The organism is Halostella limicola, from assembly GCF_003675875.1.
Classification (GTDB): domain Archaea; phylum Halobacteriota; class Halobacteria; order Halobacteriales; family Natronoarchaeaceae; genus Halostella; species Halostella limicola.
Map to the genome: position 1 here is coordinate 233,617 of NZ_RCDI01000002.1, position 24,266 is coordinate 257,882.

The following is a 24,266-nucleotide window of genomic DNA, read 5'->3' on the forward strand; positions in this document are numbered from 1 at the left end:
CGCGTCCGAGGGTTTTTCTCCGATGCCGCGGCCACGCCCGGCGTGGTCGACGTTCCGACTGCGAAGCGCGCCCTCGCGGCGCTCGCTCACGGCGACAGCGCCCGCCATCGGGAGGTGATAGACCGGGCCGACGCTGCCGTCGACGACGTCGAGCGGGCGGCGGCGTTCGCGGACGAGGTCGGCCTCGACCGACTCCGCCGCGCGGCAGACGAAGCCCGCGATCCCGAGACACGCCGACGGGGTCGACGGGCGCTCGCGGCGTTCGAGCGCTACCGCCGCGTCGCCGGAGGGGACCAGTTTCACCGCGGTCGCGGAACCGATTTAAGACGCGATCGCGAAAGGGGGAGTACATGACACGGGTGATACACACGGGCGACACCCACATCGGGTACCAGCAGTACCACTCGCCCGAGCGCCGCCGGGACTTCCTGCGAGCGTTCGAGCAGGTGGTGGCAGACGCCCGCGAGGACGACGTCGACGCCGTCGTCCACGCCGGCGACCTCTTTCACGACCGCCGCCCCGACCTCCGCGACCTGCAGGGCACCGTGGCGGCGCTGCGCTCGCTCCGGGACGCCGGCGTCCCCTTTCTCGCCGTCGTCGGCAACCACGAGGGCAAGCGCGACGGCCAGTGGCTCGACCTCTTCGAGGACCTCGGGCTGGCGACGCGACTGGACGACGAGCCTCAGGTGGTCGGCGACACCGCCTTCTACGGCCTCGACTACGTCCCCGAGTCCCGGCGCGACGACCTCGACTACGACTTCGAACCGCACGACGCGGACCACGCCGCCCTCGTCGCGCACGGCCTGTTCGAACCGTTCGCCTACGCCGACTGGGACACGGAGCGGGTACTCACCGAGGCGACCGTCGACTTCGACGCGATGCTGCTCGGTGACAACCACCATCCTGACAGGGCACAGGTCGCCGACGCCTGGGTGACCTACTGCGGGTCGACCGAGCGCGCCAGCGCCGACGAGCGCGAGGACCGCGGCTACAACATCGTGCGGTTCGAGGACGGCGACGCCGCCATCACGCGCCGCGGCCTCGACGCCACGCGGACGTTCGCGTTCGTCGACATCGAACTCGCCGAGAACGAGGGCGTCGAGCGCGTCCGCGAGCAGGTCCGCCAGCACGACCTGGAGGACGCCGTCGTCCTCGTCACCATCGACGGCGACGGCGAACCGGTCACCCCCGCCGCGGTCGAGGAGTTCGCCACCGAGCACGGCGCGCTCGTCGCCCGCGTGAACGACCGGCGCGAGCGCGAGGCCGAGGAGGTCGAAAGCTCCGTCTCGTTCGCCGACCCTGACGACGCCGTCCGCGAGCGCGTCCGCGAGATGGGCCTCAGCGAGGCAGGCAGAGACGTCGACGAGACGGTCCGGGCCAGCAAGGTCGCCGATTCGAACGTCCGCGAGGAGGTCTCCCGGCGCGTCCGGGACCTGATCGGCGACGACCCGGGCGCGTTCGACGCCGCCCCGGACGACACCGAACCGGCGCCGGACGACGGCGGACCGGACGAGACGGTTGACGATGCGACCGACGACGGCCCCGCGAACGTGGCCGAGACCGCCGGTACCGACGCCGCCGAGACAGACGGCGGACCGGACGCTCAGGACGGCCAAACGGCCGCCGAATCCGCCGGCGACGAAACGACTGCCGAGGACGACGGTGACGAACCGAGCGCCGAGTCCGACGGCGACGGTCAGGCGTCCATGGAGGAGTACCTGTGAAGTTCGAACGGGTCCGCCTGCGGAACTTCAAGTGCTACGCCGACGCCGACGTCACCCTCGACAGCGGCGTCACCGTCATCCACGGCGTCAACGGGAGCGGCAAGTCGTCGCTGCTCGAGGCCTGCTTCTTCGCGCTGTACGGCTCGAAGGCGCTCGACGACCGCAATCTGGCGGACGTGATCACCAACGGCGAGGAGGACGCCGAGGTCGAACTCGACTTCACCCACGACGGCGGGACGTACAGCATCGAGCGTCGAGTCCGGATCAGCGGCGACCGCGCTCAGACCGCGAAGTGCGTCCTCGAAACCCCCACCGAGACCGTCGAGGGGGCCCGCGCCGTCCGGCGCGAGGTCGCCTCCCTCCTGCGGATGGACGCGGACGCCTTCGTCAACTGCGCGTACGTCCGGCAGGGGGAGGTGAACAAGCTCATCCACGCCTCGCCGAGCGACCGTCAAGACATGATCGACGACCTCCTCCAACTCGGGAAACTGGAGGAGTACCGCGAGCGCGCGAACGAGGCCCGCCTCGGCATCGACGACGTGCTCTCGGAGCTCCGGGGGGAGCTCTCAGGCGTCGAGGAGCGGATCGAGTCCAAGGAGGCGAAGGACCTCCCGGCGCGCCTGAACGAGCTCGAAACCCAGCGCAAGGACCTCGTCGGCGACATCGAGCGCTTCGAGGACCAGAAGGCGCAGGCGGAGGACTCGCTCGACGAGGCCGTCGAGATACTGGCGGAACACGAGCAGAAGCGCGAGGAACTGGCCGAGGTAGAGAGCGACGTCAAGGACCTGCGCGAGACCGTCGCCGAGACCGAACGCGAGCGCGAGCGCCTCAAGGAGCGCCTCAAGGAGCGCCGCGAACGCCGCGAGGAGGCCCGCGAGGAGCGCGAGGAACTCCTGGCCGAGAGCGACCTCGACGAGGCCGACCCCGACGAGATCGAGGCGATGCTCGACGAACTGGACGAGGACGACGAATCGCTGCGCGACGAGCTCGAATCGATCCGCGTGGCGATCAACGAGCGCGAGAGCGAGGCCGAGACCCTCCGCGAGCGCGCCGATGAACTCGAATCGGAGGCCGCGGAGAAACGCGAGACGGCCTCCGACCTCGGCGACGAGATCGACGAGGCCGAAGACAAAGTCGGCGAGCGGCGCGAGAAGGTCGACGACCTCGACGACGAGATCGCCGAGAATCGGGCCGCCTTCGAGGACGCGCCGGTCGACTTCGGCGAGGCGGACGCCCACCTCGTGGACCTGCAGGCGGAGCGCGACGACCTGCGCGCCGAGAGACAGGAGGTCACTGCGACGCTCGACGCGAAGCGCGAGCAGCTAGAGGAGGCCGAAGCCCTGCTCGCCGAGGGGAAGTGCCCCGAATGCGGCCAGCCCGTAGAGGACTCCCCCCACGTCGAGTCGATCGACGACCTGCGCGACGAGGTCGCGGACTTGGAAGACGACCGCGACGACCTCCGCGACGACCTCGACGCGCTCGCCGACGAGGTCGAGGCCGCGGAGGCGCTCGTCGAGGCGGAGCAGGCGGTCGAGCGCCTCCGCGAGAACCGGTCGAACCTCGAACAACTGCTCTCGGAGAAGGAGGCGGCCGTCGAGGAGAAACGCGAGCGCCGCGACGACCTACTGGAACGCGCCGAGGAACTGGAGGCAGAGGCCGAAGAGAAGCGCGAGCGAGCAGAGGAACGAGCTGACGCCGCGGACGAGAAGCGCCAAGAGATCGCCGAGATAAACAAGCAGCGCGGCGAGATCCGCGAGCGCCGGGACCGCCTGGAGTCGATTCGCGAACTGACCGAGACGATCGAGGACGCCTCCGACGATGTCGAGGACCTCCGCGAGAAACGCGAGAGCAAGACGGAGCTCAACGACGAGCGCCGCGAGCGGCTGGCCGAGAAGCGCAAGCGCAAGGCGGAACTGGAGGAGGCGGTCGACGAGGACCGCGTCGAGGAGGCCCGCGAGGAGAAGGAGCGGGCGACGGACTACATCGAGAACGTCGAGGAGCGACTCACCGAACTCCGGGAGGAGCGCGACGACCTGCAGGACGCCATCGGCGGCGTGAAGACGGAGCTGAACAACCTCGACGAGCTCCGGGAGAAGCGCGAGTCGCTGGAGGAACGCCGCGAGCGTCTCGCCGGGCTGTACGACGAGACCGAGCGCCTGCAGGAGATGTACGGTGATCTGCGGGCGGAACTGCGCCAGCGCAACGTCGAGACCCTGGAGCGGATGGTCAACGAGACGTTCGACCTCGTCTACCAGAACGACTCCTACGCGAAGATCGAGCTCGACGGCGAGTACGAGCTCACGGTCTACCAGAAGGACGGCGAGGCGCTCGACCCCGAGCAGCTGTCGGGCGGGGAGCGCGCCCTGTTCAACCTCAGCCTGCGCTGTGCGATCTACCGCCTGCTGTCGGAGGGGATCGAGGGCACCGCGCCGATGCCGCCGCTCATCCTCGACGAGCCGACGGTGTTTCTCGACGCCGGGCACGTCTCGCGGTTGGTCGACCTCGTCGAGTCGATGCGCGACCTCGGCGTCGAGCAGATCGTGGTCGTCAGCCACGACGACGAGCTCGTTGGTGCGGCGGACGACGTGGTGCGCGTGGAGAAGGACGCGACGAGCAACCGGTCCTCGGTGGTCCGCGAGCGCCCCCAGATAGCGGCGCTCGAATAGGCCGCCTCGGGGGCGACGCGGCGCGCTTCTCAGTCTCGCAGGACGGAAAGCGCCGCGACCGTCTCTTCCGTCGCCGCGTAGCCGCGCTCGCCCGCGACGCGCGCTTCCTCGATGAGCGCCGCGGCGCGGAACTCCGCGAGGAGGCCGTGGAGGTCGCTCTCGCAGAGGTCGTAGGCGTCGAGCAGCGTCCGGACGCCGACCGGACCCCGGTCCGCGATCTCGGCGAGCAGGCCGAGCGAGCGGTCGTCGTGGGCGACGGTGACGACGCGACGGACGTTCGGGGGAACGCCGCGCGCCGCGGTCTCCAGCGGCGACTCGCCCTCGACGGGGGAGAGCGCGTCGTTCTCGACGTGACGCTCCTCGCCGGTCTCGGGGTCGCGGACGCGACTGCTCTCGGCGGACCGTTTCAGCAGGAGGTAGCGGTTGCCCTCGTCGTCGCGAACGGTTCGCATGGGCGTCGGTAGGAGGGGTTCGCGGTTAGGCGTTCCGTTCACAGGGTCGGTCGGAGCCGTCCGCCGGGACGACCGCACGTCCGCGTCCGGTCGATCCCGAAGCGGTCCGACCGTCCCTCTCAGGCCTGCTCGCGAAGGGAGAGGGTCTGGCTCGTCTCGAGCCACGCAAGGGGGTTCTCCGCGTCGTAGAACACGACGCCCTCCTCGGTCTCGTAGGCCTCGACGGAGTCGACACCGGCCGGTTCGGGCAGATCAGCACTGTGCTCGCCGGGAGCGCTTGCGTGGTCGGACATCGTACACTCCTTTGGTATATGTTACCGTGTTATATATCTTGTTGCCGTCCCAAATTCCGCCCGGCGGAGGACGCTCCGGACGCCGGAACGCGCCCGCGGACGGGTCGCGGACGGAACGCGGGCGGTAACCCAGAGGTTTTTATCAGGCGGTGCCAACCCGGAGTACATGACTGATTCGGGCCAGACAGGGCTCGGCGACTTCGGGGACGAGGACCGCCCCGTCGAGGAGGCGCGGGCCGTCGCCGGCAACGGCGGACGGGCGTCCTCGGAGGTCGTCGACCCGCTGGAGGAGGCGGTCCCGGACGCCGAGGGAACGCTCGATCTCACCGTGATGCAGGTCGACTACACGATCGTCGGGAGCGGGGACGACGAGCGGCCGATCATCCACGTGTTCGGCCGCACCGCCGACGAGGAACTGGAACACGTCCGCGTCCTCGGGTTCCGCCCGTACTTCTACGCGCCGACGGCGAACCTGGACGACGAGAAACTGGACGACGACCGGATCACCGGCTGGGAGGAGGGCCACGAGAGCATCCGCGGCGAGGAACTGACGAAGATATACGGCCGGACGCCGCGGGACGTCGGGAACATCCGCGACCGGTTCGAGCACTACGAGGCGGACATCCTCTTCCCGAACCGTTTCCTCATCGACAAGGACGTCGGGAACGGGATCCGCGTGCCCGAGCGCCGCGCCGACGACGGCAGCATCCACGTCCCCCACCAGGAGGTCGAACCCGTCGAGGGCGAGGCGACGCCGCGGGTGAACGTCTTCGACATCGAGGTCGACGACCGCTCCGGCTTCCCCGAGGAGGGCGAGGAGCCGATCATCTGTCTCACGAGCTACGACACCTACGACGAGCAGTACGTCGCCTGGCTGTACGACGCGCCGGTCGGCGGCGTCGACGCGCCCGAGGCGCTCGACGACTACGACCCCATGCGCGAGGACGCCGACATCGAAGTCCGGACGTTCGACGAGGAGGAGGCGATGCTGGACGCCTTCGTCACCTACATCGAGGAGACAGACCCCGACGTGCTGACGGGGTGGAACTTCGAGGACTTCGACGCGCCGTACTTCCTCGACCGCCTGGAGGTGCTCCAGAGCTACGACCACGACTACGACCTCTCCATCGAGCGGCTCTCCCGCGTCGACGAGGTGTGGCGCAGCGACTGGGGCGGCCCGGACGTGAAGGGCCGCGTCGTGTTCGACCTGCTGTACGCGTACAAGCGCACGCAGTTCACGGAACTGGAGTCGTACCGGCTGGACGCCGTCGGCGAGACCGAACTCGGCGTCGGCAAGGAGCGCTACACCGGCGACATCGGCGACCTCTGGGAGAACGACCCCGAACGCCTGCTGGAGTACAACGTGAAGGACGTGGAACTGTGCGTCGAACTCGACCGGAAGCAGGACATCGTCGCCTTCTGGGACGAGGTGCGGACGTTCGTCGGCTGCAAGCTGGAGGACGCGACGACGCCCGGCGACGCGGTCGACCTGTACGTCCTGCACAAGGTCCACGGCGACTTCGCGCTGCCGTCGAAAGGGCAACAGGAGAGCGAGGACTACGAGGGCGGGGCCGTCTTCGACCCCATCACGGGGGTCCGCGAGAACGTCACCGTGCTCGACCTGAAGAGCCTGTACCCGATGTGCATGGTGACGACCAACGCGTCGCCGGAGACGAAGGTCGACCCGGAGACGTACGACGGCGACACGTACGTCGCGCCCAACGGCACCCACTTCCGGAAGGAGCCGGACGGCATCATCCGGGAGATGGTCGACGAGCTGCTGGAGGAACGCGAGCAGAAGAAGGCGAACCGGAACGAGCACGACCCCGACAGCGAGGACTACGAGCGGTTCGACCGCCAGCAGGCCGCGGTGAAGGTCATCATGAACTCGCTGTACGGCGTGCTGGGCTGGGACCGCTTCCGCCTCTACGACAAGGAGATGGGCGCGGCCGTGACGGCGACGGGCCGCGAGGTGATCAACTTCACCGAGACGGCCGCGAACGAGATCGGCTACGACGTCGCGTACGGCGACACCGACAGCGTCATGCTCGAACTCGGCGGCGACGTCTCCGTCGATGAAGCCATCGAGCAGTCCTTCGAGATAGAGGACCACATCAACGGGTCGTACGACGAGTTCGCGCGCGAGGAACTGAACGCCGAGGATCACCGCTTCCAGATCGAGTTCGAGAAGCTGTACCGGCGGTTCTTCCAGGCCGGCAAGAAGAAACGCTACGCCGGCCACATCGTCTGGAAGGAGGGCAAGGAGGTCGACGACGTCGACATCACCGGCTTCGAGTACCAGCGCTCGGACATCGCGCCGATCACCAAGCGCGTCCAGAAGGACGTCATCGACATGATCGTCCACGGCGAGGACTTCGAGGACGTCAAGGACTACGTGCACGAGGTCATCGAGGACTACCAGAGCGGCAACGTCGACCTCGACGACGTCGGCATCCCCGGCGGCATCGGCAAGCGCCTCGACAACTACGACACCGACACCGCGCAGGTCCGCGGCGCGAAGTACGCGAACGCCTTCCTCGGGACGAACTTCCAGCGCGGGAGCAAGCCGAAGCGCCTCTACCTGAAGAAGGTCCACCCCTCCTTCTTCCGCCGGATGGAGGCGGAGGAGGGGTTCGACCCCCAGCACGACCTGCTGTACGGCGAGTTCAAGAGCGACCCCGACGTGATCTGCTTCGAGTACGCCGACCAGGTGCCCGAGGAGTTCGAGGTCGACTGGGACAAGATGCTCGACAAGACGCTCAAGGGGCCGATCGCCCGCATCCTCGAAGCGCTGGACATCTCCTGGGACGAGGTCAAGTCCGGGCAGGAACAGACCGGGCTCAGTAGCTTCATGTAAGTACTTCCGGGGAACGACCGCCTGTCGCCCCCTGACGGCCGTTGACGGGAGTCAAGCGGAGAGTCGTCCCGAATGGCTCACTGCCGCTGTGTTTCCGTTTCTCAAAATCTATTTGCCTGAGAGCGAAATCGAGTACGCCGAATTGCGAAAGCATTATGGGGCGCACTCACCTTCCTTCTGGTACCAGAGGAGCATTCAGCATGGCACAACTAGAACTCAGCAATCTCCACGCGGAAGTCGCCGAAGAGGGCGTAGACGAGCAGATTCTCGAGGGCGTCGACCTCGTCATCGAATCGGGCGAGATCCACGCCCTGATGGGACCGAACGGCAGCGGGAAGTCCACGACGGCGAAGGTCATCGCGGGCCACCCCGCGTACGAGGTCACCGACGGCGAGGTGCTGCTGCACCTCGAAGAGGGTGACTTCGGCGAGGACTTCGAGATCCCGGAGGACAAGCGCACCTGGGACCTGCTCGACCTCGAGCCGAACGAGCGCGCCGCGCTCGGCGTCTTCCTCGGCTTCCAGTACCCCGCCGAGATCGAGGGCGTCACGATGACGAACTTCCTCCGCACGGCGCTCAACGCCAAGATCGAGGAGCGCGAGGAGCTCTTCGAGGACGAGGACGACGAGGAAGCGGAGGAAGAGGAAGCCGGCTACGAGTCCTCCCCGATGGAAGGCCCCGCCGACGAGGGCGAGGTCGGCGTCGCCGAGTTCCAGCAGATCCTCTCCGAGAAGATGGAGCAGCTGGACATGGACGAGAAGTTCGCCCAGCGCTACCTCAACGCCGGCTTCTCCGGCGGCGAGAAGAAGCAGAACGAGGTCCTCCAGGCCGCCATCCTCGAGCCGTCGATCGCCGTCCTCGACGAGATCGACTCCGGCCTCGACATCGACCGCCTGCAGGACGTCTCGAACGGCATCAACGCCCTCCGCGACGAGCAGGGCACCGGCATCCTCCAGATCACCCACTACCAGCGCATCCTCGACTACGTCGAGCCCGACCACGTCCACGTCATGATCGACGGCGAGGTCGCCATGAGCGGCGGTGCGGAGCTCGCCGAGAAGCTCGAGGACAAGGGCTACGACTGGGTCCGCGAGCAGGTCTACGAGACCGCGTAACCGAACCCGGCTAGAACCAACGCTATAAGCCCAGGACGTTAAACAACGATAACAACAATGAGTTCAGATCAAGATCACCTCAAGGAGACGGACACCGAGAAGCGCTTCGAGTTCAAGAAAGAAGAGAGCGCGGCGGTGACCTCCGACAAGGGGCTGACGGAAGAAGTCGTCCGCATGATAAGCGACGACAAGGACGAGCCCGAGTGGATGCTGGAGCGCCGCCTCCGCTCGCTGAAACAGTACCAGGAGATGCCCATGCCCACCGACTGGCCCGGCCAGCCGGACCTGTCGGGGATGGACATCGAAGAGATCATCCCCTACATCCGCCCGGACGTCGACAAGCGCGAGGGCGCTGACAGCTGGGACGACCTGCCGGAAGAGATCCAGGACACCTTCGAGAAGCTGGGCATCCCCGAGGCCGAGCGCAAGGCGCTCTCGGGCGTCGGCGCCCAGTACGAGTCCGAGGTCGTCTACCAGAACATGCAGGAGCAGTGGGAGGAGAAAGGCGTCGTCTTCTGCAACATGGACGAGGCCGTGCAGGAGCACGAGGAGCTCGTGAAGGAGTACTTCATGACGAAGTGCGTCCCCCCGAGCGACAACAAGTTCGCCGCGCTCCACGGCGCCGTCTGGTCCGGCGGCTCGTTCGTGTACGTCCCCGAGGACGTCACGGTCGAGATGCCGGTGCAGGCGTACTTCCGCATGAACAGCGAGGGGATGGGCCAGTTCGAGCACACCCTCATCATCGCCGAGGAAGGCTCCGAGGTCCACTACATCGAGGGCTGTTCCGCCCCGAAGTACGGCACCCACAACCTCCACTCCGGCGGCGTCGAGGTGTTCGTCGGCGAGGACGCCCACGTCCAGTACTCGACCGTGCAGAACTGGTCGAAGAACACGTACAACCTCAACACCAAGCGCGCCATCTGCGAGAAGGGCGGCACGATGGAGTGGGTCTCCGGCAGCATGGGCTCGAAGGCCACCATGCTCTACCCGTCGACCATCCTCAAGGGCCGCGGCGCGACGGACAACCACATCACCATCGCCTTCGCGGGCGAGGGCCAGGACATCGACACCGGCGCGAAGGTCTACCACAACGCGCCGAACACGAAATCCACCATCGAGTCCAAGTCCATCGCGAAGGACGGCGGCCGCACGAACTACCGCGGCCTCGTCCACATCGCCGACGGCGCGGAGGGCTCCTCCACGTCCGTCGAGTGCGACGCGCTGATGTTCGACAACGAGTCGACGTCGGACACCATGCCGTACATGGAGATCCAGGAGTCGAAAGTCGACGTCGCCCACGAGGCGACCGTCGGCAAGATCGGCGACGAGGACGTCTTCTACCTCCAGTCCCGCGGACTTGACGACGACGACGCAAAGCAGATGATCGTCGCCGGCTTCATCGAGCCCATCACGGAGGAACTGCCCATCGAGTACGCGGTCGAGCTCAACCGCCTCATCGAGCTCGAAATGGAAGGTAGCCTCGGATAACATGAGCACGCAGGTACACGCCGCCCTCGACGAGGGCACGGTACGAGAGATCTCGGAATCGCTCGACGAGCCGGAGTGGCTCCTCGAAACGCGGCTGGAGGCGCTCGAAGCGCTCGACGGCCTCGACATGCCGTCGGTCATCCGCACGCCCGGCCGCGAGTGGACGAACCTCCACGACCTCGACTTCGAGGGGTTCGTCGACCCGCTGAACGCCGCGGAGGACAAGGACCAGGTCGGCCCCGACGAGGTCGAGGTCCTCCCGTTCGCCGAGGCCGTCGACGAGCACGAGGAACTCGTCAAGGAGCACTTCGGCTCCGTCGTCGACCCGCAGGACAACTACCTGACGGCGCTGTCGACGGCGCTGTTCAACACCGGCACGGTCGTCTACGTCCCCGAGGGCGTCGACGCCGAGGACGTGAAGGTCCGCACCCGGATGAACAGCCGGTCGCTGTTCAACTACACGCTGGTCGTCACCGAGGAGTCGTCCTCGGTCACGATCCTCGAACGCCAGAGCACGGGCGAGGACGTCGAGGGCGAGCGCTACTACAGCGGCCTCGTCGAGGTCGTCGCCGGCGAGAACAGCAACGTGCAGTACGGCTCCCTGCAGAACCTCGATGAGGAGACGTACAACTACACGCTCAAGCGCGGCCACGCCGACACGTACGCCACGATCGACTGGATCGAGGGCAACATCGGCTCCCGCCTCACGAAGAGCTCCGTCGAGACCTACCTCAAGGGCGACTCCTCGGAGAGCCAGATCGTCGGCGCGTTCTTCGGCCACGAGGACCAGCACTTCGACGTGAACGCCCGCGTCTGGCACGAGGCCGAGCACACGACGGCCGACCTCGTGACCCGGGGCGTCCTCGACGACCGAGCCCGCTCCGTCTACGAGGGGGTTCAGGACGTCGGCTCCGGCGCGTGGGACACCAACTCCTACCAGCGCGAGAACACGCTGATGCTCTCCGACGAGAGCGAGGCCGACGCGTCCCCGAAGCTGATCATCAACAACCACGACACCGAGGCCTCCCACAGCGCCACGGTCGGACAGGTCAGCGAGGAGGACCTGTTCTACATGGAGACCCGCGGTACGGACCCCCAGAGCGCCGAGAACATGCTCGTCGAGGGCTTCTTCGTACCCGTCCTCGACGAGGTCGCCGTCGACGAACTCCGCGAGGACCTGCGAGAGCTGATCGCCGCGCGCCTGCGCGAGTAACGCGACGACGTCCGTCTTTTCGCCGTTCGACCGCGTTTCTCGCCGAGAGTAGGGATTCTTAAGTGACCCCGGCACCGAACGGGAGGTATGAGCCTGGGTCAACGCGTCTCGAGCGACCACCAGCTCGCCCGGCTCCTCCAGATCGGGGTCGTGCTGGAGGAGGTCGTCGAGGCGCGCGCCTACCGCCACCTGGATTCCCTCTCGGCGTCGGAGCGGGCGGACCTCGACGACGAGATCGTCGAGCTCCTCGAACACGCCGCCGAGGAGTCGGAGGAGCACCGCGAGCGGCTTGCGGGACTCGTAGAGGAACTCGACGCCGACACCGTCGCCTACGAGGAGATAGAGACGCTCGTCGAGGCCCGGTACGGACAGACGAGCCCCGACGACTTCGACGGGGTACTGTACGACGCGCTCTGTAACGAGGAGACCGCCTACAAGTTCTACGATGACCTCATCGAGGCGGTCGAGGCGAGCGACGCCGACTACGCCCTCGACCGCGACCGCCTCCTCGACACGCTGCGGTCGATCCGCGAGGAGGAGGCGGAGGGCGTCGAAGAAGTAACGGAGATCATGGAGCGTCGAGAATGAACTGGGACACGCACGGTCGGCAGGGAGGTAACGCATGAACACCGGCGAACAGTACCTGAAGGCGATCTACCTCGCACAGCGCATCGAGGACGGCCCCGCGGCGACGGGGACGCTCGCGGACATGCTCGACGTCAGCCCCGCCAGCGTCAACGAGATGATCGGCAAGCTGGAGGAGCGCGGCCTGGCCGACCACGAGAAGTACAAGGGGGTCACCCTCACGGACGAGGGCATCGCCATGGCCGAGGACGCGCTCCAGACGTACTGCATCATCGAGCGGTTCCTCGCGAACGTCCTCGAGGTCGAGGACTTCCGCGGCGAGGCCCGCGCCCTGGAGAGCGTCATCGACGACACCGTCGCCGAGCGCCTCGACACGATCATCGACCGCCGCGACGAGTGTCCCGACTGCTTCGACGCCGAGGCCGACAAGTGCGAGTACCTCGAACCGATCGTCGACGCCGACTGAGAGGCCTGGCTGCTCCCGTTCGCTGCTGAGGTTTTTAGTACGCAGCGAAGTACCGCGGACCGATGGACTGTCCCACCTGCGATAGAACGCTCTCCACCGAGCGAGGGATGTGTCAGCACCACACGAAGGTTCACGGCGAACCGCTCCCCAACCGGACGTGCAAAGGGTGCGATACCGACTTCTACGACCCGAAATCGAGGCGGTCCTACTGCGACGACTGCAATCCGAACGCCGGCGCGCACAACGGGAACTGGAAAGACGCAAAGGAATCAGCGGAGTGCGAAATCTGCGGAACCAGTTTCGAATATTATCCCTCGAACAAGGAAGGTGAATTCTGCACCGATTGCGTCCAAGAGGCCGACGAGTTCCTTGGAACGTCGTCGCACGAACTGCGAGATCTTGAGTTGATCGAACGGGATTGTAAACATTGCGGGAGTTCGATGACGATCTTACCGTCGACAGACGCCCAGGGGTACGGGAAGTTTTGTGGTCGAGACTGCCTCAGTTCCTGGCTTTCGGATCAGTGGGGGGACGGCGAACGAGTATACAACGGCCGCTGGAGAGAGGTTAAACGTCGAGCTCTAGACCGGGACGATCATGAATGTCTGCGTTGTGGAAAAACGAAAGCGGAGATGGGACGCGAACCAGACGTACATCACATAACTCCAGTGCGGGATTTCGAGGATTCTCAGGACGCGCACCGTCTAGAGAACGTCGTCTGTCTCTGCCGGAGTTGCCACCGATTGGCGGAGATCGATGAAGTACCGACCCCGACACCGGGAGAGACCGAAAGCGACACATAGTTCCCTCCGGTACGTTCGGCTGCAGTCCCGTGGTGTAGTGGCCAATCATAGCGGCCTTTGGAGCCGCTGACGGCGGTTCGAATCCGCCCGGGACTATTGTCGTATCCCTTACACTTAATCGCACCCGAGCCGCTGCAGTAACGAACGGGGCGCTGTCGGGAGAAACGGCGCACTGCGAGACGCCGTTCGAGTCGGTTACCGCAGCGAGTTCGTCGAAAGCGACCGAAAGACGCGCTACTGGTCGGGAAGCTGGTCGTGGCCCTTCAGTACGACCTCGTCGTCCGTGACGCGGTCGATGTGGTCGGCGCGGAGGGGGTACTCGTCCTCGTCGTCCCACCCGAGCGCGGACTGGATGCGCTCGGTGATGCTCTGGTGGGGGTCGACGTAGATCAGTTCGCCGCCCTCCTCGACGGCGGTGACTTTGCCGACGTTGTCGCCCCTGTCGTCCACGACCTTCTTGCCGACGTCGTCGTCGGTGAGCGTCGTGTGCATCGAACCCGCCTCGGCCTCTCCGGCCGCGGTCGTGTCCGCCTCGGCGGTCGTGGTTCCCGTCTCGCCGATGACGCCCTCGCGCTCGTCCGCGGGAACGTCCCGCGTGCTGATCGTCTCCATCTCGGAGACCTCGCTCGCGGTGACGTCAGCCCGGAGCCGCTTCCGGTCGACGACCTCGTCCTCGACCAGTCGCTCGCGGTCGAAGTGAGTGAGGATCCGGTCCTCGTCGTCGAACGTGCTCTCGATGTCGTACTCCGTCATCACGTGGTCCGGCGAGTGGTCGAAGTCGACGATGCCGCCCTCGACGATGGACCGGTGGAGCCCCTCGACGTCGATGTCGTGGTCCTCGATGCTGTCGGACTCGGTGACTTCGGTCCCCTCGATGTGGCTCTCGACGGTGAACCGCTCGCGGATCTCGGCGGTGACCGACCACGTCTCGTCGACGTCGAGTTCCGCGTGGTACGGGAAGTCGTCGCCGACGTCGGCGAAGCCGGATCGGGTGGTGTCGGTGTCCCGGGTCCCGGCGTCGACGGTCTCGTCGGTACTCGTAGTGTCGGCAGTGTCGGCGGTTCCCGTCGACTTGGTTTCGGTGCTCTGGTTGATCGGGCTGTCCGCCTCGCTGATGCGGTCGGTCGTCGGGTCGCCGAGCGACGAGAAGTACCGGTCGTCGTCGAACGCGCTCCGGTGGTCGACGCCCTCGTCCTCGACGAACTCGCAGTTCGTGCACTCGCGGCCGACGAGGTCGACGTCGACGACGCGCTTGTCGACGATCTCGCTGTCGACCAGTTCGCTCTCGACGGTCGTCTCCTCGACGACCACGGACTCGACGACGGTCGTCTCGGTTATCTCGGTGGTGACGACCTCGCCCTCCATGAGGCGCTCCTCGAACTCGGCCTCGTCCATCCCGCTCCGGCCGATCAGGTCCTCGCGGCCGGTCACTTCGAGGGGGTCCGCGGCCGCGTCCTCGTGGAGGATGACGACGCGGTCGCGCGCCTCGAGCTCGTCGAAGAACTCGTCCCAGTCGGCCCGCTCGTAGTCGCCCGTCACGTCCTCCTCGGGGGCGAGACGGAGGTGGTCGCCCGCGCCGCCGGTCGTTCGCACCGGCGCCGCGTCGTATCGGTCGGCCCACGTTCGGATCGTTTCCCTGTCCGTCGAAATCTGTCGTTCGTCGTCGGCTGGTGTTTCGGACACTGTCTCGAGTGTGCGGTCCTCCGTGCATAAACGCGGAACACCGTTCCAGCGTTAATCATCACGACGGGAAGTATCCGGTTCGAGTAGTGAGCAACGTATCCGAATTAAACGAAACGGTCGCTCCGAAACGCCGTCCTGAAAACCCCGATTCTCGCGGGTAGCGGGGTCATGAGCGCCGTTATTGCGAGATTGATCAACGATCGCGTCATGAAGGTTCGTCGCCGCGAGACTCCGTCGAAGGAAGGCGTTATCCGGACTGTTCACCGCGAAAGGGAGCGGTCGGTGCGAGGAGCGGCGGCTTAAACGCGCTACCGTCGACCTAACTCCGGTACGGCCGGCTACGGCTCGGGCGCGTACCACGCCAGAACGACGCCGAAGAGGCCAAGTACACCGGCGACCGCGAACGCCGTCCCGTAGCCCGTCGCGCCGATGAGGGAGCCGGCCGCGATGGGCGCAGCGAACGCGCCGGCGAGGCCGACGCTCGTCAGGACAGCCACGGCGGTGGCGGCGACGGCCGGATCGACCAGTTCGCGGACGTAGGCGAACACGAGCCCCAGACAGAGCTGGATGGCGAACCCGGTGACGAGCAGCGCCCCGACGACCACCGGGACGGACCGGAGGCCGGTGAATCCCCCGACGATCGGGGTGGACACGAGGAAGGCGATCAGGATGATCGGCCGTCGGCGCCCGCCGAACAGGCGGTCCGAGAGGACGCCGCCCGTTACCCGCGCGAGGATACCGACGGCGGGGAAAAGCGCTGTGAGGAGGCCGCTGAGCCCGAGCGCCAGCCCGAGTTCCTCGGTGAGATACGACGGCGACCAGGTGTTGACGAACAGGTACAGCGAGTACGCCAGAAATCCAAGCACGCCGACGGTCCAGACGCGCCGGTTCGTGACGACGGACCTGAGCTCGGCCGCCGTCGGGGCCGGGGTGTCCGACGCGCGGCCCTGACCGCGGCTGGTCGGCCAGAACAGCGCGAGGCCGACGACCGCGACGGCGACGAACGCGGGGAACACGGCCGGCCACCCGAACGCGTCGGCGACCACCGGGCCGGCGCCCTGCCCGGCGGCGAACCCGACCGGGCCGCTGGCGGTGAACGTCGCCACGGCGGTCGCCTGGCGGTCGGCGTCGAACGACCGGCCGACGATGTCGATACCGGCGTTCCAGACGACGACGTAGGCGAGGCCGCCCAGCGCGCGGGAGGCCAGAAGCGACCGGTACGCGCCGGCCGTCGCCGCCGCCCAGCCCCAGACGCCGACGACCGCGAACAGGCCGACGGCCGCCGCGACCGCCCACCGCGAGTTCGTCCGGTCGAGCGCGACGCCGACCGGGAGGGAGGCGACCACGGCCGTCCCGAACATCACGCTGACGAGCAGGCCGGCGGCCGAGGGACCGACACCCAGCGACGCGCGGATGAGCGGCGTGACGCTCGCCGGGACGAGTTCGTACGCGCCGAGCGCCGCCGACATGAGGCTGGCGCCGGCGACGAGCCCCCAGCGAGCCCGTTCGCTCGTCGCTACCGGACCGACCGCCGTCTCCGATCGCTCTCCGTGCGACACGGCAGAGGGGTTCAGCCGCCGGTCGTATCAAGCTGTCGCGACGGCGCGAGCGGACGCTACGGCCCGATCCCCTCGACAGGCGTGGTCGTCTCGCAGTTCGGGCACGTCGCCCGGTCCGCCGACCCGGTGTGCTGCCACGTCTTGCCGCACTCGTGGCAGGTCACCTCGACCGGGTCCGGCAGCGTATCGGCGTCGGCCTGCCTGTTGTGCAGGCGCGAGGCGACGGCGTAGAGGTCGCCGATGTCGTCCTCCCGGAGGGGGAGCGCGTCTCCCTCGTCGGAGCGCAGCCAGTAGGCGGGCGATTCGTCGTCCGTCGCGGGAACGACCGCGATCGACCCCTCGCTCTCGACCGGGTCGCGGTCGTCGTCGTCGTCGGTCATTTCGTCTCCCGTACGTCCCGCGACGGCATCGTTCTAGGGTTGGGCGTCGGTTTCGGGAGGGTTATCCCCCTCGGTTCCCTGCTCCGAACGATGATAGAGGGCACAGACGCCGACGTCGCGTCGGCCGACGACGCCGCGGAACGGCGCGACGAGGTCGTGGCGGCGGTGGCCGACCACGCCGGCCGGATCGCGCGCGAGCTGGCGCTGCTCAAAGGGGGCGATTACGGGCAGGAGTCGTTCAGCACCGACGCCGCCGAGTGGACGGTCAAGTACGAGGCGGGCGCGCTCCGATATCTCCGGTACGACGGGAAGTCGGGGGGCGAGATATACGTGATCTCGGAGCACCAGCCGCCGGACCCGGAGGACCTCGCCACCGCGATGGCGGACTACGACGCCTTCGTCGCGGCGTTTAACGAGTACGTCGAGTCGCTGTCGGGCGTGCTGGACGGCGTCGACGCCGACTTCCCGGAGGCTGCGTCGACGGAAACCGTCGTCGCCGAGCGGGACCGGATCGTCGACCGGATCCGCGACGTGGCGGACGCGATGGCCGGCGAACTGCACCGCTACGAGGGGACGGACTACGGCGAGTTCTCGGCGCGGGCGGCGGGCAAGCGCTGGACGCTCAAGCGCGACGGCGCGCAGGTCTCTTACCTCCGCGTCGGCGGCGAGGGCGGTGTCTACCTCCTCTCGCAGTACGGACCCCCGTCCGCGCGGGACCTGCGGACGCACGTCGACGGCGTCCGCGAGTTCGTCGCGGCGTTCAACGAGCACGTCGAGGAACTCGAATCCGACCTGTCGACCGTCTCGTTCTGACGCTACGGGGCGCCTCCGCCGTCCGACTGGTCGCCGCCGGCGTCGGCCGCGGCGGCGACTGGGTCGTCCGACTCGCCCGCGTCGAACGCAGACACGGCGTCGATGCGCGACGAGAGAAGCCCCCGGAGCCAGACGAGCAGGCCGTGGTCGACGCCGCGACACCAGACGGCCGTCGCCTCCGTCACTCCCGGGAGGTCCCCCTCTCTGGCGGCGCTGAGCAGGACCGCGTCGCGGTCGACCATCACGGCGTGGGACGGGCAGTGCCCCCGCGTCGCCGCCGCCTCGAACCCGCCGTACACCGAGACGTCGGCCCGGGGAACCGCCTCCCTGATAGCCGCGCCGACGGGTTCCGACGGCACCTCCGCGAGAACCCGGATCCCCCGCTCCGCGAGCGTCGCGACCCGGCCCAGTACGTCGTCGCCGAGCGCTCCCTCGGCGGCGACGAGGAGGTACACCTCCGATTCCGCGTCGTCGAGCAGCGTCAGCGTCCTGCTGACGACGTGGTCGCGGCTGGAGATCTCCCAGACGCCCCGCTCCGACCGGCGGTGGTCGTCGAGCGCGTCGAGCGTCTCGTCGACCTCGTCGAGCGCCGAGCGGAAGTCGCGTTCGAACACGGACAGCACCTCGTGCTCATCGACCGCCCTGTACCGACGGGGGTCCGAGCGCTGCACGTCGACGAGACCGCGTTCCGAGAGGCGGTCGAGGGCGTCGTACACGCGCGATCGCGGCACCTCGGAGATCTGGCTGACCTCCTTCGCGGTCCCCGACCGGATCTTCGAGAGCGCGACGAAACAGCGGGCCTCGTACTCGGTCAGACCGATCGATTCGAGCGCGGCGACCGCCTCCTCGTCGCCGCTCATGGCGCGTTAGCGGCCCCGTCGGACGCCCGGTTCCGATCGGCCGGTTCCGGGCCGACCGTCAGTAACGCGAGCGCCGCGTCGAACGCCGTCCCCGGCCGAACGACGGTCCCCTCAGGCCCTCGCTCCGCGACGCCCGCCTCGGCCAGCACCGGCAGATGGACTCGGCGGAGCGAGGTCCGGACCCGCTCTCGGGTCGCCGCCGCGTCCACCGCCGGCCGGTCGGCGTCGTCCGCTCCAGCGACCTTTCCGACGAGATCCGAGAACGCGACGGGCCCGTCGGCGCTGTCGAGCACGCGTACCACCCGGCGTCGTCGTCGGCGAGCCAGCGCCTCGAAGAGCCTGTCGATCTCTCGATCGGATCCCTTCGACGTGTCAGTCATCGTACCGCCCCCACGGGGTTGTTCGGTTTAAAATACCTGTCATTCTAAGAATCAGAAGCGTGCGGTTGTCACGAGAATGACAACGGCGAGAAGGCGACGCCGCGGGTAGGAGTCGAACCTACAACCCGTCTCCGGGGCCGGCCGAAGCCGGTGGGCTCGCGCTCGTGCCCAGCCACGGCACACTCCGTTCGACGGGCGGTACGGGATTAGTTATACGCCCTATTCGGCCCCGGAATGCGGTGCCTACGGCGCGAAAAAGGCGTCACCGTGGTCGTCTCGCCAGGCGAACGCGAACAGCCTGCGGGCCGGGGCACGGTCGAGCGCTCGGCCGTCGTCGCTCTCGCCGGTCGCCCCGTTCCAGCGGGCGCCGTCGGCCCGGAACCACCCGTCCCCGTCCGGTTCGAACCGCAGTCCCGTCTCGAACCCGTGGAGGCCGTCGGGCGTCGCGAAGACGGCCACGTCGTGGCCGCCGACGGACACGTGGACGACCCCGCCGGCGTCTCTCACGTCGCGGAGCGGGACCCCGAGGGTGTCGCCGTCGTACTCCAGACCGAGGACGACGTCTTTGGGGTCGAGGCGGGCGTGGTCCCACTCGCGGGACTCGCCCTCGCCGCGGTGAGCCGCCAGTCCGAACCCCGCCGACTCGAAGTACGCCTCGTAGGGCGCGGCGTCGTAGTCGATCGGTTCGGGGTCGTCGCCGTCGCCGCTCGCTTCGCTCTCGCCGCCGGGCGGCGCGAGAACGACGCCGGCGGGATGGGCCTCGCGGAACGCCGCCCACGTCGTCATCGCCGCGGGGAGGACCGAAAGCGTCGTCCCCTCGAAATCGCCCGCGATGGCTTCGCCCGCGGACTGCTTCCACTCGCTCTCCGTCTCGCGGTCGTACATCACGAGGTCGTCGTCGGCGAGTTTCCCCGAGACGCCGAACGTCAGAACCGCCGAGTCGCCGGCCACATCGCTCCCGTTACCGGCCGGCCCGTCGACCCGGCGGTCGTAGACCACGGCGCTCCCGCAGAGCGGGCACCACGTGACGGCGACCGGCCGATCGCCGTCGTCCGTCGGGCCCCGGTCGTTGACGATCTCGTGGTAGTGGAGGTAGCGAACGGGGTAGGCCCGCGGCGGAGATGCTTCGGCGAGCGCGATCACCTCGTCGTCCGGGTCCCCATCGTACTCGTCGACGAACTCCGGGTCGTCGACGCTCGGGATGGCGTCGCGGGGGATGACCTGTCTGACGTTCATACTGGGGCAGAGGCGGTCGCGGCGTAAAACGCTATAGCAGGAGTCGAGCGGAATGATACGCTCGAACTGCACCCCGGGCGCAGTTCGGCGTGTGAATAGTTTCGATCCCTACGATACGAGTTCGAACGAGAGCCGCTCCTCCTCCGGCCCCTTCGTCTCCCGGCCGGTCGCCCGGAACTCGCCGATCTCGTCGGTGTTCGAGACGTGGGTGCCCGCGCAGGCCGTTCGGTCGTAGTCGCTGACCTCGACGATGCGGACCTCGGTGATACTGTCCGGGAGCAGGTGGATGCGGGTGCGCTCGGGGTCCAGCGTCGCCTCGGCCTCGTCGCGGTCGAGTTCGTACCACTCGACGGGGAGCGACCGGTCGATCAGCTCGTTCATCCGGGCGGTGACGTCGGCGAGGTCGGTCTCGGTGAACCGGTCGTAGCCGCAGTCGATGCGCGCCCGGTCGGCGTACAGCTGGTTGCCGGTCGTCTCGGCGTCGTACTCCTCCAGGAGGAGCGCCGACAGGAGGTGCTGGGCGGTGTGGTAGCGCATGTGCGCGTACCGCCGCTCCCAGTCGAGTTCGCCGGTGACGACGGTGCCCTCGGCGGGCGGGTCGCCGTCGACGGCGTGATAGATCGTGTCCCGCTTCTGCACGTCGGTCACGCGCCAGGTCGCTCCCTCGGCCGACAGCGCCCCCGCGTCGGCCGGCTGGCCGCCGCCCTCGGGGTAGAACAGCGTCCGGTCGAGAACGACCCGGTCGTCGACGACGCGCTCGACCGTCGCCTCGAACTGACAGTCGTCCGATAGATCGAGATAGAGCGGTTCGGTCACGGCCGGCTGAAAGACTTCTACATACTTAATTCGGAGTGTCGTAACGCTAAAGAGTCGAACAGGCCATTGTATACACACCAATGAACAACGGATTCGCGCTGTCGGGGTGGTACCGTGGGGGTTGAAATAAAGGAATCCCGCGTTACCGACGACGAGTTCGACGAGATGGCGGCGTTCGTCTTCGAGTATCTGGCTGCCAGCGTCGAGAACGAGGACGAAGGGGGTCGGATGCGGTGGTACCCCTGGCACTCCGCCGAGTACCGGCACAACCACATCCTCAACGTCGTCGAGCTCGCCGAGGAGATCGCGGAGAAGGAGGGCGCCGACGTCGACGTCACCCGCGTCGCCGCACTGTTTCACGACATCGCCAAGCTGGACGCCGACCAGGAGGTCCACGCGGAGGAGGGCGCGCGCATCGCCCGCGAATACCTCGAGGCCCGGGACTACCCGCAGTCGTTCGTCGACGCCGTCTGCAAGTCGGTCGCCGAGCACTCCTACCAGGGCGACCTGACGGACCTCCCCCTCGAGACGCAGTGTCTCGTCGAGGCGGACCTGCTCGACAAGGTCGGCGCGAACGGGACGGCGCTGATGCTCCTCCGGATGGGGTACGAGGCCCGCACGCACATGGACTCGGCCGAGATGGTCGAGCGCGTCCTCGAACGCGGCCGCGACGCCGCCGACCGCGTCCGGAGCGACACCGCCGAGAGCATCGCCCACCGGCGCCTCAAGCGCGTGAAGTGGTTCCGCGAGTGGATCGCCGACGAGGTGTCGGCGATAGCGGACCCCGACTTCTAGAGCAGGGTCCCGGCGGCGTCCGACAGGAACAGGACGCCGAACGCAGCCAACACCGCCGCGCTGGCGTACGCCACGGCCGGCGCGAACGCGTCGATCCGGCGCCCGGCGCCGACGAGCGCCGCCGGGAACCCGACGATCCACAGCGCGATGCCGCCGAAGAAGCCGACGAGAAGCGCCGGGCTCCCCGTCTCGACCACGAACGCCCCCGCGAGCGCGTGGCCGACGTACGGGACGGAGGCGAACACGTCCAGCGTCCCCGGTTCCAGCAGCCCGACGCCGAGGGTGAGCCAGAAGACGATCTGGTAGGGGTTCGTCAGCGCGAGGACGAACGCCTTCCGGAACCCGCGGTCGTCGGCGACCTCGCCCTCTCCGGTGAAGCCGCTCGAAGCGTCCTCGTACGCGCCGTACGCGAAGTACAGCATCAGCAGGCCCCCGACGCCGACCATCGCCGCCTGGAGCGTCGGCAGCCGCTGGACGACCGCGACCACGCCGAACAGCGCGAGCACGAAGAAGACGGCGTCGGCGGTCATCGCGCCGAGCCCCGCGAAAAAGCCCGAGCGCCAGCCCCGGATCACGCTCTCCTCGGCGATGATGGCGTTCATCGGTCCCGGCGGCGCGGCGAGCGCGAACCCGAACGCGACTCCCGCGACCGCCGACGTCAGCGTCGACATGGTCAACCCTCGCGGCCGATCCGTGAAAAATCGTCCGACAGGGGACGAACGCCGCGGTAGCGGAGCGGCGGTGCGACCCCTAGAGCGGGAGGATGGAGGTTCCGAGCGTCAGTTCGGCGACCACGTCGGCGGCGAACAGCAGGAACACCGCCGCGGAGAGCAGGTAGAGGTACCGCTTCACGTCGTACTCCTCCAGCACGTGGGCGAAGCGGTGGAAGCAGTACGCGTTCACCAGGCTCACCGGGACGATCGCGAGCATCTCGCCGACCCAGATCGCGGAGCCGGCGGCGTACTGGGCGGCCAGCCCGATGGTGATGAGCTGGGTCTTGTCGCCGAACTCGCCGACCGCCATCACGGAGAAGGAGGGGACGAAGCCGGCCGCGCGGCCGTCGCCCGCCACCTCGACGTCGGCCAGCAGGCCGCCGTCGGCGACCATCGGGGCGTCCTTCTCCGGCAGCGAGTACAGCAGCATCCCCGCGAAGACGACGAACAGCACCGCCGTCGCGACGTCTAAGTACACACCCGGCAGCGCGCCTTGCAGCGCGCTCCCCAGCGCGATCTCGAGCATCGTCCACCCCGCGAACGCGCAGGCGGCGCCCGCGACGACGACCGCCGGCCGGTACTTCGTCGCGAGGCCGGCGATGACGAACTGCCCCTTCTCGCCGGGCAGCGCGAGCAGTTGCGCCGTGAACGCGATCGTGAGAACTTCGATCCAGCCCGTCATGCTTCTTCGACTAACCGGTCGTCGCCGTCCGCGGCGACCGTCACCCGGATCGACCGCGCCACCGTCTCCGGCAGGCTCTGCTCGTCGCCACCGACGGCGACGGTGACCATGCCGAAGGGGGCGACGTCGGTCACCTCGATGACGGTGCCCGGCGCGATGCCGGCGTCCTGAAGGTAGGCGAGTTCGTCTGCGTCTCGGTCGCTCACGCGCTCGACGCGGACGCGGTCGCCCGCCGTGTGCTCGCTCAGGCGCGTCCCCGCGCCCTCGTCCGGCGGCGTCAGGTCGGCGCTCGGGATCGGGTCGCCGTGGGGGTCGACCTCGGGGTCGCCCAGCGCCTCCGCGACCCGGCGCTCGAACTCCTCGCTGATGTGGTGCTCCAGCGCGTCCGCCTCGTCGTGGACCTCGCTCCAGTCGTAGTCGAGGTGTTCGGTGAGGTACGCCTCCAGCAGGCGGTGGTGCCGGACGACCTCGACAGCGACCGTCTCCCCCTCGTCGGTCAGCTCGACGCCCTTGTACTTCTCGCGCTCGACGAGGCCGCGGTCCGCCAGGCTCTCGATCATGCTGGTGACCGTCGGCGAGGTCACGTCCAGATACTCCGCGATCCGGGACGTCCCGACGGGCGCGCCGTCCTCCTGCTCGAGATAGTAGATAGCTTTCAGGTAGTCCTCCATCACGTCACTTAGCATC

At 67.9% G+C, this 24,266-nt stretch carries 24 protein-coding genes and 1 tRNA gene; 13 read left to right on the forward strand and 12 right to left on the reverse strand.

The window, feature by feature from the left end; all coding sequences use genetic code 11:
* The first annotated feature begins 42 nt into the window (after positions 1-42).
* Genes D8670_RS09250 through rad50 form a run of 3 tightly spaced genes read left to right on the forward strand, consistent with a single transcriptional unit; the run spans position 43 to position 4,390 of the window.
* A complete protein-coding gene (locus D8670_RS09250; RefSeq protein ID WP_193569343.1) occupies positions 43-354 on the forward strand; it encodes a DUF7966 family protein in 312 nt (103 codons plus the stop codon).
* Positions 351-1,724: a DNA double-strand break repair protein Mre11 gene (gene mre11 / locus D8670_RS09255; RefSeq protein WP_121817830.1), complete on the forward strand. Its 1,374-nt coding sequence runs from the start codon at positions 351-353 to the stop codon at positions 1,722-1,724. The genes D8670_RS09250 and mre11 overlap by 4 nt, the downstream gene beginning before the upstream one ends.
* The gene (gene rad50 / locus D8670_RS09260) at positions 1,721-4,390 is read left to right on the forward strand and encodes a DNA double-strand break repair ATPase Rad50 (RefSeq protein WP_121817831.1); all 2,670 of its coding nucleotides are present in this window, start codon (positions 1,721-1,723) and stop codon (positions 4,388-4,390) included. The genes mre11 and rad50 overlap by 4 nt, the downstream gene beginning before the upstream one ends.
* Before the next feature lie 29 nt (positions 4,391-4,419).
* Here rad50 and D8670_RS09265 read toward each other — a convergent pair whose 3' ends face one another.
* A complete protein-coding gene (locus D8670_RS09265) occupies positions 4,420-4,842 on the reverse strand; it encodes a DUF7346 family protein (protein WP_121817832.1) in 423 nt (140 codons plus the stop codon).
* 119 nt (positions 4,843-4,961) lie between these two features.
* Entirely contained in the window at positions 4,962-5,135 is a 174-nt protein-coding gene (locus tag D8670_RS20880; RefSeq protein WP_162994248.1) for a DUF7331 family protein, read from the reverse strand.
* A 166-nt stretch (positions 5,136-5,301) separates the two neighbouring features.
* On the opposite strand from D8670_RS20880, the gene D8670_RS09270 reads away from it, so the two are divergent.
* The 8 genes from D8670_RS09270 to D8670_RS09305 all read left to right on the forward strand — a co-directional run bounded on the left by D8670_RS09270 (position 5,302) and on the right by D8670_RS09305 (position 13,758).
* Positions 5,302-7,992 carry a DNA-directed DNA polymerase gene (locus D8670_RS09270; RefSeq protein ID WP_121817833.1) on the forward strand — a complete coding sequence of 897 codons (2,691 nt, stop codon included), beginning with the start codon at positions 5,302-5,304 and terminating at the stop codon, positions 7,990-7,992.
* A 200-nt stretch (positions 7,993-8,192) separates the two neighbouring features.
* Positions 8,193-9,107, forward strand: a complete 915-nt coding sequence (locus D8670_RS09275) for an ABC transporter ATP-binding protein (RefSeq protein WP_121817834.1) — start codon at positions 8,193-8,195, stop codon at positions 9,105-9,107.
* Between the two features lie 57 nt (positions 9,108-9,164).
* Positions 9,165-10,595, forward strand: a complete 1,431-nt coding sequence (gene sufB, locus D8670_RS09280) for a Fe-S cluster assembly protein SufB (RefSeq protein ID WP_121817835.1) — start codon at positions 9,165-9,167, stop codon at positions 10,593-10,595.
* A 1-nt stretch (position 10,596) separates the two neighbouring features.
* Entirely contained in the window at positions 10,597-11,808 is a 1,212-nt protein-coding gene (gene sufD, locus D8670_RS09285; protein ID WP_121817836.1) for a Fe-S cluster assembly protein SufD, read from the forward strand.
* Positions 11,809-11,895: 87 nt separating this feature from the next.
* Complete coding sequence (locus D8670_RS09290) at positions 11,896-12,396, forward strand: ferritin-like domain-containing protein (protein WP_121817837.1); 501 nt, start codon at positions 11,896-11,898, stop codon at positions 12,394-12,396.
* Positions 12,397-12,430: 34 nt separating this feature from the next.
* Entirely contained in the window at positions 12,431-12,859 is a 429-nt protein-coding gene (locus D8670_RS09295; protein WP_121817838.1) for a metal-dependent transcriptional regulator, read from the forward strand.
* Positions 12,860-13,299: 440 nt separating this feature from the next.
* Complete coding sequence (locus tag D8670_RS21645) at positions 13,300-13,662, forward strand: HNH endonuclease (RefSeq protein ID WP_255459023.1); 363 nt, start codon at positions 13,300-13,302, stop codon at positions 13,660-13,662.
* Positions 13,663-13,685: 23 nt separating this feature from the next.
* A tRNA-Gln gene (locus D8670_RS09305) sits at positions 13,686-13,758 on the forward strand.
* 138 nt (positions 13,759-13,896) lie between these two features.
* Here the strand turns inward: D8670_RS09305 and D8670_RS21500 are convergent.
* From D8670_RS21500 to D8670_RS09320, 3 genes are all read right to left on the reverse strand, one after another.
* A complete protein-coding gene (locus D8670_RS21500; RefSeq protein WP_121817840.1) occupies positions 13,897-15,345 on the reverse strand; it encodes a hypothetical protein in 1,449 nt (482 codons plus the stop codon).
* A gap of 338 nt (positions 15,346-15,683) precedes the next feature.
* Entirely contained in the window at positions 15,684-16,904 is a 1,221-nt protein-coding gene (locus D8670_RS09315; protein WP_233752217.1) for an MFS transporter, read from the reverse strand.
* Positions 16,905-16,960: 56 nt separating this feature from the next.
* On the reverse strand, positions 16,961-17,284 hold the full coding sequence (locus D8670_RS09320) for a hypothetical protein (RefSeq protein ID WP_121817841.1): 324 nt from the start codon (positions 17,282-17,284) through the stop codon (positions 16,961-16,963).
* A 90-nt stretch (positions 17,285-17,374) separates the two neighbouring features.
* On the opposite strand from D8670_RS09320, the gene D8670_RS09325 reads away from it, so the two are divergent.
* Positions 17,375-18,097 carry a profilin-fold protein gene (locus tag D8670_RS09325; RefSeq protein ID WP_121817842.1) on the forward strand — a complete coding sequence of 241 codons (723 nt, stop codon included), beginning with the start codon at positions 17,375-17,377 and terminating at the stop codon, positions 18,095-18,097.
* A gap of 2 nt (positions 18,098-18,099) precedes the next feature.
* On the opposite strand, the gene D8670_RS09330 is transcribed toward D8670_RS09325, so the two are convergent.
* The 4 genes from D8670_RS09330 to D8670_RS09345 form a co-directional block, all read right to left on the reverse strand.
* Positions 18,100-18,957 (reverse strand): TrmB family transcriptional regulator, encoded by an 858-nt coding sequence (locus tag D8670_RS09330; protein ID WP_121817843.1) that lies wholly within the window; start codon positions 18,955-18,957, stop codon positions 18,100-18,102.
* Positions 18,954-19,337, reverse strand: coding sequence for a DUF7344 domain-containing protein (locus tag D8670_RS09335; protein ID WP_121817844.1), 384 nt, complete (start codon positions 19,335-19,337; stop codon positions 18,954-18,956). The genes D8670_RS09330 and D8670_RS09335 overlap by 4 nt, the downstream gene beginning before the upstream one ends.
* A gap of 243 nt (positions 19,338-19,580) precedes the next feature.
* The gene (locus tag D8670_RS09340) at positions 19,581-20,573 is read right to left on the reverse strand and encodes a DUF3179 domain-containing (seleno)protein (protein ID WP_121817845.1); all 993 of its coding nucleotides are present in this window, start codon (positions 20,571-20,573) and stop codon (positions 19,581-19,583) included.
* A gap of 108 nt (positions 20,574-20,681) precedes the next feature.
* The gene (locus tag D8670_RS09345; protein WP_121817846.1) at positions 20,682-21,389 is read right to left on the reverse strand and encodes an alanyl-tRNA editing protein; all 708 of its coding nucleotides are present in this window, start codon (positions 21,387-21,389) and stop codon (positions 20,682-20,684) included.
* Positions 21,390-21,503: 114 nt separating this feature from the next.
* On the opposite strand from D8670_RS09345, the gene D8670_RS09350 reads away from it, so the two are divergent.
* Complete coding sequence (locus D8670_RS09350; protein WP_121817847.1) at positions 21,504-22,184, forward strand: HD domain-containing protein; 681 nt, start codon at positions 21,504-21,506, stop codon at positions 22,182-22,184.
* Here D8670_RS09350 and D8670_RS09355 read toward each other — a convergent pair.
* From D8670_RS09355 to D8670_RS09365, 3 genes are all read right to left on the reverse strand, one after another.
* Complete coding sequence (locus D8670_RS09355) at positions 22,181-22,855, reverse strand: LysE family translocator (protein ID WP_121817848.1); 675 nt, start codon at positions 22,853-22,855, stop codon at positions 22,181-22,183. The genes D8670_RS09350 and D8670_RS09355 overlap by 4 nt on opposite strands.
* A 79-nt stretch (positions 22,856-22,934) precedes the next feature.
* The gene (locus tag D8670_RS09360; RefSeq protein WP_121817849.1) at positions 22,935-23,579 is read right to left on the reverse strand and encodes a TMEM165/GDT1 family protein; all 645 of its coding nucleotides are present in this window, start codon (positions 23,577-23,579) and stop codon (positions 22,935-22,937) included.
* Positions 23,576-24,265, reverse strand: coding sequence for a metal-dependent transcriptional regulator (locus tag D8670_RS09365; RefSeq protein WP_121817850.1), 690 nt, complete (start codon positions 24,263-24,265; stop codon positions 23,576-23,578). Before D8670_RS09365 ends, D8670_RS09360 begins: the two co-directional genes overlap by 4 nt.
* Between the last annotated feature and the right edge of the window lies 1 nt (position 24,266).